Raw genomic sequence first — 17,563 nt, forward strand, 5'->3', positions numbered from 1 at the left:
CCGTGAGTCGACAGCACAATACCGGCTTTTTCGTGGCGCCAAAGCCTGTGGTTATACTGCGGCTGCCAACCCATCGATCGACGCAAGGATTTCTACGCGCATGCTGACCGCCGAACAAGCTCTCGATAGGCTCAAGAAGGGAAACCAACGGTTCGTCGAAAACATCGAACAGAACGAAACCCTCGCCAACCATGCACCGCGTGCCGAGCTGGTGCAGGAGCAGAAGCCGATCGCCATTATCCTAGGCTGTTCGGATGCGCGGGTGCCGGCCGAACTGGTGTTCACTCAAGGCCTGGGTGATCTGTTCGTGATCCGGGTGGCCGGTAACATCGTATCGCCGTCGCAGATCGGCAGCGTCGAGTTCGCGGCTGCCATGTTCGGCACGCCGCTGGTCGTTGTGCTGGGGCATACGCAGTGCGGTGCCGTGACTGCCACATTGTCAGAGCTCCAGCAACCGACCGAGAACCAGTCGCCGAATCTGCAGGCGATCGTCAAGCGTGTGCAGCCTTCGGTCGAGAAGCTGCTACTCACCGATCTACGCCACGACCACACCGCACTGATACGGGAAGCGGTACGGGCCAATGTACATCGCTCGGTTCGTCAACTCCGGCGCGGCTCTGACATTCTGGAAAACCTGATCAGCGACGGATCCCTGACCATTGTCGGCGCGGAATACGCCATCGAAACCGGCAAGGTCGAATTTCTCGAAGACAGCGTTCAGGCCTGAGCCGCGCCGCTTTCAATCCTTTCCCGGACGAGCGTTTGTCATGACCACACCCGGACAACTGCCACGTATCCTTGCGTTCGACGTATTCGGCACGGTAGCCGACTGGCATACCAGCGTCGCACGGGAGGTGGAGTCGCTCGGGCTCGGCGTGGACGGCGCCGATTTCGCCCGAGCGTGGCGGGCCGAGTACAAACCCGCGATGGCGCGGGTACGGTCCGGCGAACTGGGCTGGACACGTATCGACGATCTGCATCGCATGAATCTCGACGAGGTGCTCGCACGATACGACGTGGCACTCGACGAGACTACCTGTCATGCGCTCAACCGAATCTGGCATCGGCTCGATCCATGGCCGGATACCGTTGAAGGGCTGACGCGCCTGAAGACCCGTTTCACCCTTTGTACGTTGTCGAATGGCAATCTTGGCCTGCTCGCCGACATGGCCAAGCATGCCGGCATGCCCTGGGATCTGATCCTGTCGGCGGAGGTGTTTCGTCACTACAAGCCGGATCGACAGACCTATCTGGGCGTTGCCGACATATTCGACGCCGATCCCGCCGAGGTTATGATGGTAGCCGCGCATCAAAGCGATCTGGACGCAGCGCGTGAATGCGGACTGAAAACAGCCTATATAGAACGCGTTCATGAATTCGGCGCGGATCGACCCAAGGACGTGACCGGCTCCGAACACAACGATTTCCACGCAGCGGATCTGATCGACCTCGCCAGGCAGCTCGACTGCACATCCTGAAGCACGGCTGGCGGCCACCGTCAAACCGTGTCGAGAACAACTATAACAATTTTATCAATCGATTATTCCGGTTTTCTCGAAACAGGATGAACAACGGAGCCTGCGTCACGCGGGACGAGAGAATAAACAAAAGGCTCACATATGCGCCGTATATCCTTGTTTTCCTCAGTTTTATTGTCGGTCGTCATGTATGGCCATGCACTGGCAGCCGATGGCTTGATACAGCGCCAGAGCCCTTATTCAGTCGACCAGACCGTGGCGCGCTTCGTCGAACGCGCAGAAGACAAGGGGCTGACGATCTTTGCTACGGTCGATCATGCCGCCGGCGCCCAAACGGCCGGACTGTCGTTGCGCCCCACCACCGTGGTGATATTCGGCAACCCGAAAGGCGGGACTCCGTTCATGCAGTGCGCACAGACGGTCGGTATCGATCTGCCGCTCAAGGCGTTGATCTACCGCGATGCCAACGGCCAGGTCTGGCTGAGCTACAACGATCCGGACTATATCGCCAAGCGTCACGATGTCGACGATTGTGCGGCCGTCGCACCGATCACCAAAGCGCTCGCCGGTCTCGCCGAGGCTACCGTAGCACGCGGCGACGATTAGGCTCACACTGATCGCTCGGCGCGGTTCGTACCGGAGCGTCGAAACAAATGGGAGATGCGTGATGACCACTGGCTTGAAAACCTTGCGCTCGGTTTCCGGGCTGAGCGATCAGCCGCCGGGATTGTCGGATTCGGCGTTGATTCTCATCGATTGCCAGAACACCTACCGTGAGGGCGTCATGGCGTTGAGCGGCGTCGAAGCCGCTCTGGAACAGGCCGCTCGACTGCTGGAACGGGCGCGCGGGCTGGGCGTACCGATCTTTCATATCCGCCACGATGCCGGCGAAGGCTCCCCGTATGATCTCAATACGCACCTCGGTCAGATCGCCGACGAAGTCGCACCGGCCGACGGCGAGTCGGTGGTGACCAAAACACATCCCAACAGCTTCGTGAATACCGATCTCGACAAGGAACTGCGTGCCGCGGGCGTGAACAATCTCGTGCTGGGCGGCTTCATGACACATATGTGCGTCAATTCGACCGCGCGCGGCGCATTCAACCTCGGTTATGCACCGACCGTCGTGGCGGCAGCGACGGCGACGCGCGATCTGCCTCGTGGCCGCGACGTCGTATCGGCACGCGCCCTGCACGACGCCAGCCTGGCCAGCATCGCCGATCTGTTCGGCGTGGTCGTTGACGACGTCGCGGATCTGCCGGACTGACGTACAGACCACGGCGACCGCAAGGGCATTCAGTCGATACCCGGTGTATGAAGCAAGCTGCGCCAATCGACTGGTATTTCGACTTCGTGTCACCGTTCGCGTATATCGCGCGGCACCGTTTGGCCGAACTCGACACGCACCGGCCCATCCAGCCGCGGCCCGTCTTGCTCGCTGCCATACTGGGACACCATGGCCAGCTGGGTCCGGCCGAGATCGAGCCTAAGCGACAGTGGACCTACCGCATGGCCCACTGGCAGGCCTGCGACGCGGGACTGCCCTTGCGTTTCCCGTCCGCGCATCCGTTCAATCCGCTGGGTTGGTTACGCCTGGCTATTGCCGGCGGCTGTCGTTGGCAAATCATCGATACCATCTTCGAGCGGCTGTGGACGACGGGTGCAGACCCCGCCGACGAGCGTGGCCTGGCAGACACAGCCCGCGAATACGCGATTGACCAGTCGGCGCTCACGGCCGAACAGGTCAAGCAAACGCTTCGCGAGCAGACCGAATCGGCCATTCGGGCCGGCGTGTTCGGCGTGCCGACGCTGGCGATCGACGGTGAACTGTTCTGGGGCGCGGATGCAATCCCGTTCGCTGCCGCCTATCTGGACGACCCGGCCATACTCGACGACCCCGAGCTACGGCGCCTGGATACCCTGCCCACCGGTGTCGTACGGGCTCGCTAGCGGCTCGGGAGGTTTCGCACGATTGCGGAGTGACACCAGCGCCCGTCGCGTTCGGCGGGCCACCAGGTCGGCGACCGCTGCGATCGGCGCAGATTCAGGCAACCCGCACCCTGCGGCACGCGCAGACAAGCATGTATCCTACGACACCGCCCCGCGCGCGGTGACGTCGGCCCGGGCCTTGGCGACATGCACAAGCGCCTGTTCGAAGCGCGCGACCGCCTCATCCACGTGCTGCAATTTATCCAGCCCGAACAGACCGATACGGAACGAACTGAACGATTCGCCTTCATCGCACATCAGCGGTACACCCGCGGCGATCTGGACACCGGCTTGGGCAAACCGTCGGCCGGACTGAATCTCGTCATCGTCGGTATAGCTGACCACCACACCCGAGGACTGAAACCCGTCCGCGGCGACACTGGCAAAGCCATGCGCCTCCAGTAATCCGCGCACTTTCCGGCCCAGTTCGTACTGGCGCTCCCGCAGGCGCTCGAAACCGAGGACCTCCGTTTCGCGCATCATATCCAGCAGCCGGACGAGGCCATCCGTAGGCATGGTCGCATGATAGGCCTGCCCACCCGCCTCGTAGGTTTCCATGATCTCAAGCCACTTGCGCAGATCGCAGGCATAGCTGCTGCTTCGCGTATCTTCGATCCGCTTGCGGGCATGCGCGCTGAGCATCACCATCGCGCAACAAGGCGTTGCACTCCAGCCTTTCTGCGGCGCACTGATCAGCACATCCACCCCGCAGGCCTGCATATCGACCCAGTCGACACCCGAGGCGATACAGTCCAGCACGAACAAGCCGCCGTGCTCGTGGACCGCGGCGCCAACCGCTTGTAGATAATCGGCCGGCAGTCGCAGGCCGGCGGATGTTTCGGTGTGCGGTGCGAACACCACGGCCGGCCGTTCGCAACGGATCGTGGCCACGACTTCGTCGATCGGCGCGGGTACGAAGGGCGCATGATGGTCGTGTGCGTTGCGACGCGCCTTGAGTACCGTTGTGGATATGGGTATACCGCCGGTGTCGAGAATCTGCGACCAGCGATAACTGAACCAGCCGTTGCGCAGCACCAGGACCGGCTCGCCGCCAGCGAACTGCCGCGCGACCGCTTCCATCCCAAAGGTGCCGCTACCGGGGACGATGATCGATGAATAAGCGTTGTAAACGCGCTTGAGCACCGCCGAGATATCAACCAATACATGCTTGAAGCGTGCTGACATGTGATTGAGCGCGCGGTCGGTATAGACCACGGAATATTCCATCAACCCGTCCGGGTCGACGTGTGACCATGTATCCGTCATCGGCTGTCTCCGCAGCGCTGTATCCGGCACTCATGGTGGCACAAATGCCGCAACGGCGGCGCGTCGCGGTATTGCGGTTACACTTGTGGGACGCCCCGATCGAGCCGACCCTAGGGATGCATTCTGAGAGCTACTGGCCGCAGCGTTCAAATCCGGCCCTACGACTACCCCCGAGCGCCGGTTACGGGCCCTGCCAGTGGCCTTGCGCACGCGTCGTGGCTGCAGCAGACGTGCCCGCGCTGTGCGTCGTTCAACCGATACCCGTGAACGGCGGCTCGCCAACCCGGGCGACGGCTCGGGGCACGCGGCTCCCCCAGCCGCTCGACGATTGTCGTTCACGACGCCTAAAAACGCGTGGATCGCTCGTGCATCCGGTAACCGTCGGACTGGTTTGGCGGCCGCTCGCTGCCGGCAAGCGCGGCCCGAGCCGGTGCGAGCGGACGCGTAGCCTGGTGGCGCCGGATTCTTGGCCCCGAGGGTATATGCGGACGTACGGGCATGGCCGGCGCCGGCGATGAACCTGCTCGCGCACTGCCTGCTGGCACACCGTAGCGGTACCTCTTTCGCCGGACAGATTCTGGGCGACATGATCAAAGGCAGGCTCGTCGGTGACTATCCGGCCCCGATCGAACAGGGCATCGCGCTCCATCGCGCTATTGACCGGATCAGTGACGATCATCCGGCCCATCGTGATCTACGTCGGCAATTTGCACCGCCGCTTCGACGCTACGCCGGCATCCTCGTGGATATCGGCTTCGATGCCAGTCTTGCCCGTGCATGGCCTGCCTATCACTCGGACGATCTTCGCCGATTCACGCAAATGGCCCAGGATCAGGTCATCGCGGAATGGCCGGCCCACGCGCCGGTCCCGGCCGGGCGCATGCAAGGACTCGGGCGTGTCATGGCTGACTATCAACGGCCCCGGGGTATCCAGCGAGCGCTGGATTCGGTCGCCTCGCGCCTCCGGCGCGACAATCCGGTCGGCGAGGCGCTGCCCAGGCTCGAGGCGCTCGAACCGCTGTTCGACGAAGCGCTTGCTTCACTGGTAACCGATCTCGAGGCCCATGTGTGCTTGCTCGTGCGCACGACGGACCAGCCACCCGCAAGCGCTACCTAGGCGTTTTTCTCAAGCCGGGCGGCGACGTCGATATCCCGCATCTCGCGAATGCGATCCGAGTCGATCTGGCGGGCGATCTGACGCGCGACGACCCGCTTGAGCTCGCCTTCAACGTCCGCTACGACATCCAGCACCGAGGCGCGCAGGCCCTGCGCGGTCACATTGACCTCCACGTCGCGCTCGGTCGGCGCCGGGACGTCGATGAAGATTCGCAGGGTATCGCGCGGCCGCGCCGTCAATGTCAGTCGAGCCGCCATCTCCGCGACAAAGCGATGGTCGTGGGCCGCCAGGCGCACGACCAGTTCGAGCTCGATCGGCAGTGTGATCGCGTAACGCACCGCCTCACCGGCCATCGGCGCGACGCTGGGCTGGCTGACCGCGCCCTCGGCACGGATACTGGCCAACCCACCCGGGCCGACCTTGCGGGGGCCGAAATCGATCTGATTGCCGGCCAGATTCGCCAAGGCGGCTTCGACCCGCGCCTGGGTTACCGCATGGCGCAGAAAGTCCCGCCCGAAGGCGGCGAACGCCGCCGTGTCATCGGCCGGATTCTGCTCGGCAAACGCACTCATCACACCCCTCCCTTGCAGCCCTCGACACCCTCCCGACGATGGCGATGGCGGGCCGACGCTTGGAAAAACCGGCGCCTAGCCGCCGCGGATCGCGTTGTCGGCGTCCGTGAAACCCTGCAGCGAGACCTTGAGATCGATTCGTTCGCCGCGCGGGCCGATCAGGCTGACCGTGGCATTGCTGCCCGAGCGCAGACGATTACGCAGACCGTCCTCGACCGGGAAGTCGGCTCGGCATCCCTGCTCGAGACAAATCTGGAATGGAAACGTATTGGGCTTGCCACCGTCGACGGTCAGCTGGACACCAGGCGCCAGACGAGTACCCAGCGGCAGGATGAAGATCATCGCTGCGGTCTGGATTTCCGGCGGATACCCCATCACCACCCGCAGAATCGGCTTGCCGTTGTCCGGATTGTTGACCAGTTGGGTCATCTCGCAGCCGCCGTTGCTGCGATCCTTCGGGCAGCGGACCTGCCAGTCCTGGTAGGTCTTTACATCGGCATTGTCCGCGGCGGATTGAGCGCCGGACTGAGCCATGCCGGGTGCGGCAAACACCACGCCGGCCAGCAGGACAAACGCAGCGAACCCGGACAGAAAACGTTCGGACATCTTGTTCTTCCCCAATACGATTTAAACACACCTTACTAAAGATAATGCCGGACATGGACCCTTCGAACCAGCGTCATGCGTGCGCCATCTCCGTGTCGCGGGTTTCGCGCCCGAGCATGGCGACAACCGCGATCACCACGGCAACGGTCGCGGCCACCACGGCAAGCGCCAGAGAGTAGTTGCCGTGGTCGAGACTGGCAATTGCCGCTTGCAGGGTCGCATTCGAGGCCGCCACGAAATTGCCCAGCTGGTATACGAATCCGGGCAGCACGGCGCGACTCCCGGGCGGCGAGGATTCGTTGAGATAGGCCGGCACCACGCCCCATGCTCCCTGGACCATGAACTGCATGGCAAAGGCGCCGATCGTTAGCCAGAGCACGCTGCCTGCATACGCCCAGAGCGGAATCACTGGCAATGAAAGCAGCGCGGCCAACGCAATGGCCCGACGTCGGCCGATCCGCTGTGAAAGCATGCCGAAAGACAGTCCACCCAAAATGGCGGCGATGTTGTAGCAGATCGCGATGAAGCTCACGGTATGGGGTGCGAAGCCGTGCTGCTCCTTGAGAAAGGTCGGATAAATATCCTGGGTGCCGTGGCTGAAGAAATTGAACGCGGCCATCAGCACGACCGCATAGGCGACGAATCGCGCGTGTCGCCGGATGAGTGGCCACAGCGCAGGGTTGGCCTCATTTGCCTGTCGGGCCTTTTCCCAGACCGGCGACTCGGGCACGAAGAAATACACGTAGACCGCAAGCAGTAGCGGCAGTACGCCGAGCATGAACAGGCCGCGCCATCCGATGAGCGAAAACAGCAGTCCGTACACCACCGAGGCTACGAGGTAACCGGCCGGATAACCCGCTTGGAACAGCCCCGACACGAATCCCCGCGACGCGCGCGGAACGGTTTCCATGGCAAGCGAAGAGGCAATGCCCCAGATGCCGCCCATGGCAATGCCGTAGAACACGCGAACAACCAGCAAAGAAATGAGTCCGGGCACAAAACCCGAGGCCAGCTCGAATACCGAGAACATGACGATATTGATCATGAGCAGCGGCCGGCGGCCGAACTTCTCCGCCGCCCGACCGAACAGCAATGCCCCGATCGGGCGCACGGCGAGCGTGAGCATGATCGCCAGCGAGACCCTCTCGACGCTGTCGCCGAAGTCGTCGGCGATATCAGAGAGGATGAATACCAGTACGAAGAAATCGAAGGCGTCGAGCATCCAGCTCAGAAAACAGGCGATCACGGTATGCCGTTGTACGGGTGTCCAGGATGTCATCTCGGTACCGGCGCTTCGCGCGGTGGGGCCACGCATTCAAATTAGCGCCGCCTGCATGTGCCATGCAACCGACAGATCCCGACAACACGCCGCACAACCGCGCGATAGTCGAACCGCACGGGGCCCCTCCATTGCCCCGTCGATCCCGCGGGCAAGCGTCGGCGCGGTTTTCAGATCGGCCGTAGTCGGCCATATTGGTCGTTCATGTCTGGCCGCATCGCCCAAACCGATGCCGCCTGCCGCCCGAAATAGCGATCGTTGCCATGACCTATACCCTCATTCTGATTGCCCTGATCGTATTCATCGTGCTGGCCACGTCGTGGGCCAAGCTGCATCCGTTCGTGGTATTGCTGTTCACCGCTCTGGTGGCCGGTCTGGCCTACGGGTTGGCGCCGATGGATATCGTCGATGCCATCGGCCAGGGCTTCGGCGGTATTCTCGGCAGCATCGGGCTGGTGATCGTGCTCGGCACCATTATCGGCGTGATTCTGGAGAAGACCGGTGCGGCTCTGACCATGGCCGAGAGCATCATCCGACGCCTCGGCGATCGTTTTCCAACGCTGACCATGACGCTGATCGGCTATCTGGTCTCGATTCCGGTCTTCTGCGATTCGGGCTATGTGATCCTCAACTCGCTGAAGAACGCCGTAGCGGCACGGATGAAGGTCTCGGTGACCGCCATGAGCGTAGCCCTGGCCACCGGGCTGTATGCGACTCACACCTTCGTGCCGCCCACGCCGGGGCCGATCGCCGCCGCCGGTAATCTCGGGCTGGGCGACAACCTCGGCCTGCTGATCGTGCTCGGTGCCGTGGTTGCGCTGGTCACCGCACTCGCCGGCATGCTCTGGGCCAATCGTTTCCTGAGCCTGGACGACGCCGACGCCGGCCTGCTGACAGACGCCGGCCAGCAGATCGAAGATGAAGATGCCTTTGCAGCGTTTCGGCGCGAACGCGGCGCCCTGCCCGGCGTTGCAGCCAGTTTCGCGCCGATCGTACTGCCGATCGCCCTGATCTGCCTGGGCTCACTGGCTGCCTTCCCTTCGGCACCTCTGGGCGACGGCCTGGTCGCGAACACGCTGCGGTTTTTCGGCAGCCCGCTGATTGCACTCAGCACCGGTGTTGTCGCCGCGTTCTTTCTGATCGGCCGCGATAATCGCCTGCCCGTCTTCCAGGAGCATGTCAGCGCCGGCATCACCGCGGCCGCACCGATCCTGTTGATCACCGGCGCCGGCGGGGCCTTCGGCGCCGTACTCAAGGCGACACCGCTGGCCGGCTTCATCGGCGAAACCCTGTCCTCGCTGGGCATCGGCGTGTTCATGCCTTTTGTCGTAGCGGCGGCACTCAAGAGCGCACAAGGATCGTCCACGGTGGCACTGGTCACGACCTCCGCGCTGGTTGCACCGCTGCTGGGCGATATCGGCCTCGACAGCGACATGGGCCGCACCCTGTGCGTGCTGGCCATCGGTGCCGGTGCGATGACCGTCTCGCACGCCAACGACAGCTTCTTCTGGGTCGTATCGCAGTTCAGTCGCATGCCGGTCGCGCTCGCCTACCGCGCACAAACCGTGGCGACGCTGATCCAGGGGCTGACCGGCATCGTCGTCGTGTGGCTGTTCAGCCTCGTGTTGCTCTAATCCGGCCCTGCACGGTCGATCGAGCCTGGCTATGACGGCACGCCGTACCGCGGCCGGCCTCGGGCTGGCTGCCGGGCTCATGGTGATCACAATGCTCGGCCTGGCCCTGGCCGACTACCTTCGTATCGGCTCGGCTCCCGTGCCCTGCCCACTGGAGCCGCGCGGCGCGCACACGGTCGCGCTGGTGCTCAGCGGCGGCCCGGCCTTTCGCCGCACCCGACACGCGGTGGCACTGTATCAAGGCGCGCGGGTCACAGACCTGCTATTCAGCGGTGCCGGACATGGCGGCGATTCCGCGCCGCGGCTAGCCCGCGAAGCCGTGCGCCTGGGCGTGCCATCCACGGATATCGCGATCGAAGACAACGCCCGCTCGACGGCACAGAACTTTGCGTTCAGCTGTGCCCTGCCGGCCCTCAGCGAGGCCGACCGTGTAGCCATCGTCACGGACCGTTTTCACGCCGCCCGAGCGTATCTGACGGCCAAGCGACAGTGCCCGCGGCTGGCGTTCTGCAGCGCGCCGGCCGCTGTGCCCATGTCGAGGGACCGGCGCCTGCGCGAGACCTACAAGTTGTTTGCCTACCAGCTACTCGGGCGCGCGGCGTGGTGGTGAGCCGCCGGCTAAAGCTCGGCGAGTACGCCATCCAGCCGCTTGGCCGATACCTTGATCGCCGTACCCAGGGGCTGTGCAAAGACCTGTACCCGGTATTCCTCGATCATCCAGCGCAGCTCGATCAGCGTCGACGGTATCTCGCCGCGCCGCACGGCGCGTTCGGCACGCTGTTTGTACGCCTGCCAGTACGGGCTGATCTGGCGCATGCGTGCCTTGTCGGCCGCTGCACCTTCGCGTTCGAGCTTGTCCAGTCGCTGTTCGATGGCGTTCAGATACCGGGCCAGGTGGCGCGCGTGGCCGCCCGCCTCGCGCGAAGCGGTGATGAAGCCCACGGGCAGCAGATGAGCCAGTTGATCGTTGATATCTTCGATAGCGGTCATCCAGTCGAGTCCGACGTTCTTGCCAAGTCGCTTGCGCACCGCTTCCCAACGGGTCAGCGCGGCGCGGACCGGTTCCCACAGCGCCACGGCATCGGCCATGAGATGGCGTTGCAATGAATCGACGAGCGTATCGAAACCCGCCCGATCCCGGGGCACATCGCCCATACGCCGGGCGATCAGCGTGGTCAGCAGATCCGCCAGCAACGCCGGCTCGGCGTCCGCCACCAGCCGCGCGACCAGATCGCCATCGATCAATGCGGTGCTCGGCGGGTCGACCTGCTTGATGACGGCGAAACGCTTGAGCTGATCCAGATCCCGCTTGATCAGCCGGCACTGCTTGGCGGCGGCCAGGCGGGCGAGACGGATCACACCGTAACGATGCGCCCGTTCGGCCTCGCCGGCATCGTCCAGCAGTTCGAGATCGACCGAGTCGCCGCGATCGATGAGTGTAGGCGTCGCCTGTACCGTCACTCCGGCATGGCGCAGCGCCACAGGGTCGGCCATGGGCTGATCCGGCCATGCTGTCAGACCGCGCTGGGTCAGATCGTCATCGGCAGCGCCCACCACCGCGGCGCGCGCCCGCTCACCGAGTTCCTCCCGAAGCACGTCGAGATCGCGGCCGGTCGCGACCGTCTCGCCGTCTTCGTCGACGATCGCAAAGCGCATGCGCAGATGCGCGCTGGGCGTGAAATCGTCCCAGGCGTCGTCGGGGATGATGACGCCGGTCATCGCGCGGATCGCCTCTCGCAACGCGGTTTCCGGGTCGCCGCTGCCGAACTCGGCACGCTCGGCGGCCGCCCGTGCGAAATCGGGCACCGGCACAACCTGGCGGCGCAGTGTCTTGGGCAGCGCCTTGAGATATTCGCGATATTTTTCCTCGAGCAGGCCCGGCACGAGCCACTGCGCGCGCTCGGTCGACATCTGGTTCAACGCCGCCAGCGGTACTCGAGCGGTCACCCCGTCGACCTCGGTGCCGGGCTCGAACGCGTAATCAAGTGCGACCGGGAGATCTCCCAGTCGCAACGTCTGCGGATAGGCGGCCTCGGGCAGTTCGATGCCCGCGTGACGCTGCAGCGCGTCTTCGTCGAAATACAGCGCCGTATCGTCGTGTGTCTTGAGCCATTGCTCCAGCGTCTTACGGTCGCACACCTCGGCCGGCAGCACGGCGTCGTAGAAGCGCTCCTGTGTGGTCTCGTCGACGAGCAAGTCGCGACGCCGGAAGCGCGCCTCCTGGTCCGCGATGTCCTCGACGATCATCCGGTTGTGCGCGACGAAGTCAGGCTCGCGCCCGCGACGGTCGGTCATCTCCAGGGCGACAAGCCCATCGCGAATGAATATCTCCCGCGCCACTGCCGGGTCGATACGGCCGAAGTCGACCTTGCGTCCGTCGGCAAGGGTCAGCCCGAACAGCTTGACCCGCTCGCGCGCGGCGACTTGGCCGCGCCGCTTTTCCCAATGCGGGTCATAATGCTCGCGGGTCACCAGATGCCCCGCGGCGGACTCGATCCATTTCGGATCCACGCCGGCAACCGTATGCGCGAACAGACGGCTGGTTTCGATCAGCTCGCCGGCTACCAGCCATTTTGGGTTCTTCCGCGCCAGGCCCGATCCGGGAAAGATACGGAATTTGCGGCCACGCGCCCCCAGATACTCGCCCTTGTCGTCGAGCTGTCCGATATGGTCGAGCAGCCCGGTCAGCAGTGCCTGATGAAGCAAGGCGAAGTCAGCCTCGGCGAGATACTCACGTGACGGCGAGCCGCCCAGCCCCAAATCGTGTCCGATACGGCGCAGCTGACGGGCCAGGTCCTCCCATTCACGCATCCGCATGAAGTTTACGAAGTGGTCGCTGCACCAGCGCCGCAGTTCCCGGTTACTCGATAGCCGACGGGCCGCACCGTACGCATCCCAGAGCTTGAGCAGGCTGACGAAATCCGACCTCGGGTCGGCAAACACCCGTTGTGCCTGATCGGCGGCCTCACGCTGGCCCGCCGGGCGTTCGCGCGGGTCCTGAATGGTCAGACCGGCCGCCAGCACCCGCATGGCCGTTGTCTGACCGGCCGCATGCCCGGCGACCAGCATGCGTCCAATGCGCGGGTCGAGCGGCAGACGCGCCAACTGGCGGCCCAACGCCGTGATACGGCCGTCCGCGAGCGCCTGCAGCTGCACGAGCAGATTGCGCCCATCGTTTATATAGCGACGCTCGGGCGGATCGATGAACGGAAACGATTCGATGTCGCCCAGCCGCAGCTCGGCCATCGTCAGCAAAACGTTCGCCAGGTTGGTGCGGCGAATCTCCGGGTCGGTGAACGCCGGCCGATTGTCGTAGTCGTCTTCGTCGAACAGACGGATACAGATGCCGGGCGCCACGCGGCCGCAGCGGCCGGCGCGCTGGTTGCAACTGGCCTGGGACACCGGCTCGATAGGCAGGCGCTGGACCTTGGCCGCGGTGGAATAGCGGCTGATGCGTGCCAGTCCGGTGTCGATGACGTAACGGATACCCGGCACGGTCAGCGAGGTCTCGGCAACGTTGGTCGACAGTACGACGCGGCGGCCTCGACTGGTCGAGAAGATCCGGTTCTGCGCGGCACGTGTCAGGCGCGCATACAGCGGTACGATCTCGGCGTTGTGCTTGTCGCCGGCCAGCGCCCGGGACAGGTGTCGTTCGCAGTCGCGGATATCCCGCTCGCCCGGAAGAAACACGAGAATATCGCCCGGGCCTTCCCGCCAGAGCTCGCGCACACCGCGTTCGACCGCATCGGGCAGATCGCGGTCGCTGTCCGGGGGGCGATAACGCACGCTCACGGGATAACCCCGACCTTCGACGTTGATTACCGGCGCGTCGTCGAAAAACCGAGCGAATCGGTCCGGGTCAATGGTCGCGGAGGTGACGATCACCTTCAGATCCGGGCGACGACCAAGCAACTGCTTGAGATAGCCCAGCAGAAAATCCACGTTGAGAGTACGCTCGTGCGCTTCGTCGATGATGATCGCTTCGTAGGCATTGAGAAACCGATCGCGTGCGGTTTCCGCCAGCAGAATGCCGTCGGTCATCAGCTTGATCTGCGTTGCATCGCCGAGCCGTTTCTCGAAACGGGTCTGGAAACCGACCAACGCCCCGAAGGGTGTATCGATTTCCTCGGCGATACGCTGACCGACACTGCGCGCGGCGAGCCGGCGCGGCTGGGTATGGCCGATCAGTCCACGGGCGCCCAGACCTGCCTGCATGAGGATCTTGGGCAGCTGCGTGGTCTTGCCCGAGCCAGTCTCGCCACAGACCACGATGACCTGATGGGTCTCGAGCGCCGCGGCGATCTCCTCGGCCCGCGCGGTGACCGGCAGACCCTCGGCCAGCGTGACTTCGCCGCGTGCGGCGCGGCGTTCTCGGGTGATTGCGGCACTGGCCTGAATACGGCCGGCGATCCGCTTGCGCGCCGCATCGGTATTCGCTCGTGCCCACTGGCGCGCCAGTCGATGACGCTCGCGGGTCTGCACATCGCCCAGCGCCCCGAGCATTTGTTTATCGGCCGATTCATTCATGGGCGCGTGCTTGAGCAGCGATAGGACATGACGGGTTTCAGACAACGATGCGATCGACAAGACCGAGCTGATGATCCTGCCGGATGCACGGAGATCGGGCACGACCAGCCCCAATTTTGACAGAATACGGCCATTGTTTTCGTGCCTCGCCACTCGCTCGGTTATTCATGGTCTTCGATTCTCCCCGGCCGTCTCACCGGCCGACCCGACTCTGGGCTGTCGTCGGGCTGTCGCTGTTGCTTGGCGCCTGCACTCCCGCCACCCTGAAGCAACGCAATGGCTACTGGTCGGACCAGAGTCTGGCCGCCCAGGCCTACAATCAGCGTGTGCGCTTCATCGTGATGCACTACACCGGCGGCGACGAGCCGCGCGCGGTGAAAGTGCTGACCGGCCCTTCGGTCAGTTCGCATTATCTGGTCGCTCCCGCCCCGCCGACCAAGGGTGGCACGCCGGTCGTGCGTCAACTGGTCCCCGAGTTCGAACGCGCATGGCATGCAGGGACCAGCAGTTGGGCAGGTCGGCATCATCTCAACGACAGTTCGATCGGTATCGAGATCGTCAATGCCGGGCCGATCAAGACCGCAAACGGATCGGCCTGGGCCGGCTTTGGCGACGCCCAGATCGATGCCGTCATCGCCCTGACACGCGATCTGATCGCCCGCTACGATATCGCACCCGAGAACGTGGTGGGTCATGCCGACATCTCGCCCGGCCGCAAGATCGACCCGGGCCCGGCGTTTCCATGGGCCAGGCTTTATCAGCACGGCATCGGCGCGTGGCCGGATGAAACAACCGTCGCAGCCTATCGCTCCCGCTTTGCCGGTCGACTGCCGGATCTGGCCGACATCCAGCGCGCGCTGGCCCGCTACGGCTACGACTTGCCGGTGACCGGCCGACTGGACCAGACCACGCACGCGGTGCTCGTGTCGTTCCAGATGCATTTCCGACCGGCGCGCTACGATGGCACCCCGGACCTGGAAACCGTCGCGCGCTTGTGGGCGCTCAACGACAAGTATCGCTGATCCGGCTGCGGCAAAAAAAACGGCGCCCGAAGGCGCCGCTGCGTTCGTGATGACAGGCCGTGGCCCGTTCACCGTTTTTACATCGGCGGTACGGTGCCGTCGATGCCGACCAGCACTCGCTTGGCTTGTACCGGATCATTATCGCCCGCCGGGGCCACGACGAATACGTGCGCGTCCTTCTTGATATCGCTCTGGCTACCCTTCTGGACCGCCACCACCGGCACGTCCTTGGGGATGGTGATCATCTTGCTGCCGTCGCCGTAGTCGACCTTGACCTGCATCTGATCGCCATCGTTCGACTCGGTGACCGTGCCGTTGGTCATCGTCGATCCGCCCATGCTGAAGTCCGAACTCATCTTCGAACCATTGTCCGGCGATTTCGTCGATTCGACCGTGCCGTTGGTCATGCTGGAGCTGTTGTCCATCGACATCTGCGAGGAGCCGCTGCTCTTGACCTCGGACGGCGACAGGTCCCATGCGTAGTCACCCAGTCCGGTGCCCTTCATGGACTCCGGAAACACCACCACTTCCAGCGCCTTGTGGCCACTGCCATCATCGACGTTGGCAGTACCGATGAACGTTCCTTCGGTGACCTCGTCCAGGCTGCTCTCGACCACGCCGGCGATACCGGTGTCCTGGCCGACGGCGATCTTGCGGGTCTTGCCGTCATCGGTCTTCATCGTGAAACCGCTGTCGCTGACCTGGGTGATCTGGCCGCGCAGATGCACGGTCTTGGCCTGACTGCTGTCGGCGGCCTGTGCCGTGCCGGCCATGAACAAGCCGCTGGCCAGCAGCGCCCCGGCGATGAACGAAAATTGGCGTCGTATCGTATGGTGCATGGGTGCTTCCACTGTGAGTGTGTAATCACGGTAACACAGCCATGGCGGGATACTGTCAAGGACACCGCATCCAACTAGCGACAGCGTAATAATCGGCGTAACCGATCGGTGGATACGCTTATTTGAGCGGCAGCGTGGCGACCTCGTGCAACATGCGCTCGACCTGTTCAGACAGCCGCTGGGCCAGCCAGTAGGAGCCCTGCAATTCGTAGGCAAGACTCTGGTCGGGCGCCGGCCCGGCGCCGGTTGCCGCTTGGCGAGCGACCATGCGCTCCAGACGCGTGACATCGCCCGAGCGCAACGCTCGTCCGGTCGCCAGCAGCTGGCGCCGAATAGTCGACCGACGGGCGATCAGCACCGAGTACGTATCGCCCCAGTCCAGTTTGGCGTCGCGATCCACGGCAGCCACCGCCAGCATTTCCAAGGCGCTGATGATCGACCGATGCAGGCGCTGGATCTCCTCGAGCCGGGCCACCGGCACGTGCATCTCCTTGGCCGCCGGGGCAATCAGCGAACGCAGGCCGACCAGTCGACCGGACAGACGCGCGAACTGTGTCACCTGTTCCTGCGCGCTCATCGGCTGGCCGATCATCACCCAGGGATACAAACGCGCGCACTCACGCAGGTTCTCGGCCAGGCGATAGCGCCAATCATAGGTGGCATACAGCGGGAAGCCGAAAGAGAACACCAACGCGATAACGGTGCCAATGGCGACATTGAACGCCCGCCACAGGCCGATATCGATGGAATTGTCGCCGTGTCCCGCCACGATACTGAGCGTGATCGCGGTCAGCAAAGCGATATAGCCGCCCTTGCCGATGGCGAAATAGGCACAGACACCCGCAAGCACCGAGACCAGCAGATAGGTCAACGCCATCGAGCCGATCACGCTGTGCTGACCGATGAGGGCCAGGCCGAGTGCCGCGCCAATGGCCGTGGCCATGGCGCGCTCGGCCGCCTTGCGGCGGATGTTGCCGTGATGCTGCAGCCCGCCGATCACCACCAGCAAGGTCACCGAGGCCCAGAAACCGTGGGGAATACCCAGGCCCGAGGTGAGCGCGATCGAGAACAACATCGCCACTGCCACACGTACGCCGTGCAGATAGCGCGCGTTCCGATACCGATAGTAAGGCGAACGCAGCTGATGCAGAACGTGGGCCACCACGTTACGCCGGGCCGGTGCCCCGGACGGCGATTGCCTCATCTAACCCGACCGCGGCCGAACCGTGCGGCG

The 17,563-nt window shown here is 63.9% G+C and carries 16 protein-coding genes; 9 read left to right on the top strand and 7 right to left on the bottom strand.

The features are described 5' to 3' along the window. The first annotated feature begins 100 nt into the window (after positions 1–100). From T31B1_RS08665 to T31B1_RS08685, 5 genes are all read left to right on the top strand, one after another. Positions 101–727 (top strand): carbonic anhydrase, encoded by a 627-nt coding sequence (locus T31B1_RS08665; protein ID WP_353249085.1) that lies wholly within the window; start codon positions 101–103, stop codon positions 725–727. Between the two features lie 40 nt (positions 728–767). After that, positions 768–1,478, top strand: a complete 711-nt coding sequence (locus T31B1_RS08670) for a haloacid dehalogenase type II (RefSeq protein WP_353249086.1) — start codon at positions 768–770, stop codon at positions 1,476–1,478. Positions 1,479–1,619: 141 nt separating this feature from the next. Then, positions 1,620–2,084, top strand: a complete 465-nt coding sequence (locus tag T31B1_RS08675; RefSeq protein WP_353249087.1) for a DUF302 domain-containing protein — start codon at positions 1,620–1,622, stop codon at positions 2,082–2,084. 61 nt (positions 2,085–2,145) lie between these two features. Further along, on the top strand, positions 2,146–2,745 hold the full coding sequence (locus tag T31B1_RS08680) for a cysteine hydrolase family protein (RefSeq protein ID WP_353249088.1): 600 nt from the start codon (positions 2,146–2,148) through the stop codon (positions 2,743–2,745). Positions 2,746–2,792: 47 nt separating this feature from the next. Continuing rightward, entirely contained in the window at positions 2,793–3,428 is a 636-nt protein-coding gene (locus T31B1_RS08685; RefSeq protein ID WP_353249089.1) for a 2-hydroxychromene-2-carboxylate isomerase, read from the top strand. Positions 3,429–3,566: 138 nt separating this feature from the next. On the opposite strand, the gene T31B1_RS08690 is transcribed toward T31B1_RS08685, so the two are convergent. After that, a complete protein-coding gene (locus T31B1_RS08690) occupies positions 3,567–4,733 on the bottom strand; it encodes an aminotransferase class V-fold PLP-dependent enzyme (RefSeq protein ID WP_353249090.1) in 1,167 nt (388 codons plus the stop codon). Between the two features lie 514 nt (positions 4,734–5,247). Here T31B1_RS08690 and T31B1_RS08695 point away from each other — a divergent pair. Beyond that, a complete protein-coding gene (locus T31B1_RS08695) occupies positions 5,248–5,850 on the top strand; it encodes an acyl carrier protein phosphodiesterase (protein WP_353249091.1) in 603 nt (200 codons plus the stop codon). On the opposite strand, the gene T31B1_RS08700 is transcribed toward T31B1_RS08695, so the two are convergent. The 3 genes from T31B1_RS08700 to T31B1_RS08710 all read right to left on the bottom strand — a co-directional run bounded on the left by T31B1_RS08700 (position 5,847) and on the right by T31B1_RS08710 (position 8,307). Further along, a complete protein-coding gene (locus tag T31B1_RS08700) occupies positions 5,847–6,422 on the bottom strand; it encodes a hypothetical protein (RefSeq protein WP_353249092.1) in 576 nt (191 codons plus the stop codon). The two genes, T31B1_RS08695 and T31B1_RS08700, sit on opposite strands and share 4 nt — an antisense overlap. A gap of 75 nt (positions 6,423–6,497) precedes the next feature. Next, on the bottom strand, positions 6,498–7,028 hold the full coding sequence (locus tag T31B1_RS08705) for an invasion associated locus B family protein (protein ID WP_353249093.1): 531 nt from the start codon (positions 7,026–7,028) through the stop codon (positions 6,498–6,500). A 73-nt stretch (positions 7,029–7,101) separates the two neighbouring features. Continuing rightward, a complete protein-coding gene (locus tag T31B1_RS08710) occupies positions 7,102–8,307 on the bottom strand; it encodes an MFS transporter (RefSeq protein ID WP_353249094.1) in 1,206 nt (401 codons plus the stop codon). Positions 8,308–8,570: 263 nt separating this feature from the next. Here T31B1_RS08710 and T31B1_RS08715 point away from each other — a divergent pair, with 263 nt between their 5' ends. Together T31B1_RS08715 and T31B1_RS08720 are read left to right on the top strand one after the other, a co-directional pair. Continuing rightward, the gene (locus T31B1_RS08715) at positions 8,571–9,941 is read left to right on the top strand and encodes a GntP family permease (RefSeq protein ID WP_353249095.1); all 1,371 of its coding nucleotides are present in this window, start codon (positions 8,571–8,573) and stop codon (positions 9,939–9,941) included. 31 nt (positions 9,942–9,972) lie between these two features. Then, positions 9,973–10,551, top strand: a complete 579-nt coding sequence (locus T31B1_RS08720) for a YdcF family protein (RefSeq protein WP_353249096.1) — start codon at positions 9,973–9,975, stop codon at positions 10,549–10,551. 8 nt (positions 10,552–10,559) lie between these two features. On the opposite strand, the gene hrpA is transcribed toward T31B1_RS08720, so the two are convergent. Then, positions 10,560–14,513 (bottom strand): ATP-dependent RNA helicase HrpA, encoded by a 3,954-nt coding sequence (hrpA, locus tag T31B1_RS08725; RefSeq protein WP_353249097.1) that lies wholly within the window; start codon positions 14,511–14,513, stop codon positions 10,560–10,562. Between the two features lie 122 nt (positions 14,514–14,635). Between hrpA and T31B1_RS08730 the strand changes: the two genes are divergently transcribed. After that, complete coding sequence (locus T31B1_RS08730; RefSeq protein ID WP_353249098.1) at positions 14,636–15,490, top strand: N-acetylmuramoyl-L-alanine amidase; 855 nt, start codon at positions 14,636–14,638, stop codon at positions 15,488–15,490. A 77-nt stretch (positions 15,491–15,567) separates the two neighbouring features. On the opposite strand, the gene T31B1_RS08735 is transcribed toward T31B1_RS08730, so the two are convergent. Continuing rightward, positions 15,568–16,329 (bottom strand): metal ABC transporter permease, encoded by a 762-nt coding sequence (locus tag T31B1_RS08735; RefSeq protein WP_353249099.1) that lies wholly within the window; start codon positions 16,327–16,329, stop codon positions 15,568–15,570. A 118-nt stretch (positions 16,330–16,447) separates the two neighbouring features. Further along, positions 16,448–17,533 (bottom strand): FUSC family protein, encoded by a 1,086-nt coding sequence (locus T31B1_RS08740; RefSeq protein WP_353249100.1) that lies wholly within the window; start codon positions 17,531–17,533, stop codon positions 16,448–16,450. Positions 17,534–17,563: the final 30 nt, after the last annotated feature.

Origin of the sequence: Salinisphaera sp. T31B1 (assembly GCF_040361275.1) — a bacterium.
Taxonomy (GTDB): Bacteria; Pseudomonadota; Gammaproteobacteria; order Nevskiales; family Salinisphaeraceae; genus Salinisphaera.

What these genes read in the sequence shown, in the direction of transcription:
- T31B1_RS08665 (WP_353249085.1), top strand. Translation starts at nt 101, where the DNA reads ATGCTGACCGCCGAACAAGCTCTCGATAGGCTCAAGAAGGGAAACCAA.
- T31B1_RS08670 (WP_353249086.1), top strand. Translation starts at nt 768, where the DNA reads ATGACCACACCCGGACAACTGCCACGTATCCTTGCGTTCGACGTATTC.
- T31B1_RS08675 (WP_353249087.1), top strand. Translation starts at nt 1,620, where the DNA reads ATGCGCCGTATATCCTTGTTTTCCTCAGTTTTATTGTCGGTCGTCATG.
- T31B1_RS08680 (WP_353249088.1), top strand. Translation starts at nt 2,146, where the DNA reads ATGACCACTGGCTTGAAAACCTTGCGCTCGGTTTCCGGGCTGAGCGAT.
- T31B1_RS08685 (WP_353249089.1), top strand. Translation starts at nt 2,793, where the DNA reads ATGAAGCAAGCTGCGCCAATCGACTGGTATTTCGACTTCGTGTCACCG.
- T31B1_RS08690 (WP_353249090.1), bottom strand. Translation starts at nt 4,733, where the DNA reads ATGACGGATACATGGTCACACGTCGACCCGGACGGGTTGATGGAATAT.
- T31B1_RS08695 (WP_353249091.1), top strand. Translation starts at nt 5,248, where the DNA reads ATGAACCTGCTCGCGCACTGCCTGCTGGCACACCGTAGCGGTACCTCT.
- T31B1_RS08700 (WP_353249092.1), bottom strand. Translation starts at nt 6,422, where the DNA reads ATGAGTGCGTTTGCCGAGCAGAATCCGGCCGATGACACGGCGGCGTTC.
- T31B1_RS08705 (WP_353249093.1), bottom strand. Translation starts at nt 7,028, where the DNA reads ATGTCCGAACGTTTTCTGTCCGGGTTCGCTGCGTTTGTCCTGCTGGCC.
- T31B1_RS08710 (WP_353249094.1), bottom strand. Translation starts at nt 8,307, where the DNA reads ATGACATCCTGGACACCCGTACAACGGCATACCGTGATCGCCTGTTTT.
- T31B1_RS08715 (WP_353249095.1), top strand. Translation starts at nt 8,571, where the DNA reads ATGACCTATACCCTCATTCTGATTGCCCTGATCGTATTCATCGTGCTG.
- T31B1_RS08720 (WP_353249096.1), top strand. Translation starts at nt 9,973, where the DNA reads ATGACGGCACGCCGTACCGCGGCCGGCCTCGGGCTGGCTGCCGGGCTC.
- T31B1_RS08730 (WP_353249098.1), top strand. Translation starts at nt 14,636, where the DNA reads ATGGTCTTCGATTCTCCCCGGCCGTCTCACCGGCCGACCCGACTCTGG.
- T31B1_RS08735 (WP_353249099.1), bottom strand. Translation starts at nt 16,329, where the DNA reads ATGCACCATACGATACGACGCCAATTTTCGTTCATCGCCGGGGCGCTG.
- T31B1_RS08740 (WP_353249100.1), bottom strand. Translation starts at nt 17,533, where the DNA reads ATGAGGCAATCGCCGTCCGGGGCACCGGCCCGGCGTAACGTGGTGGCC.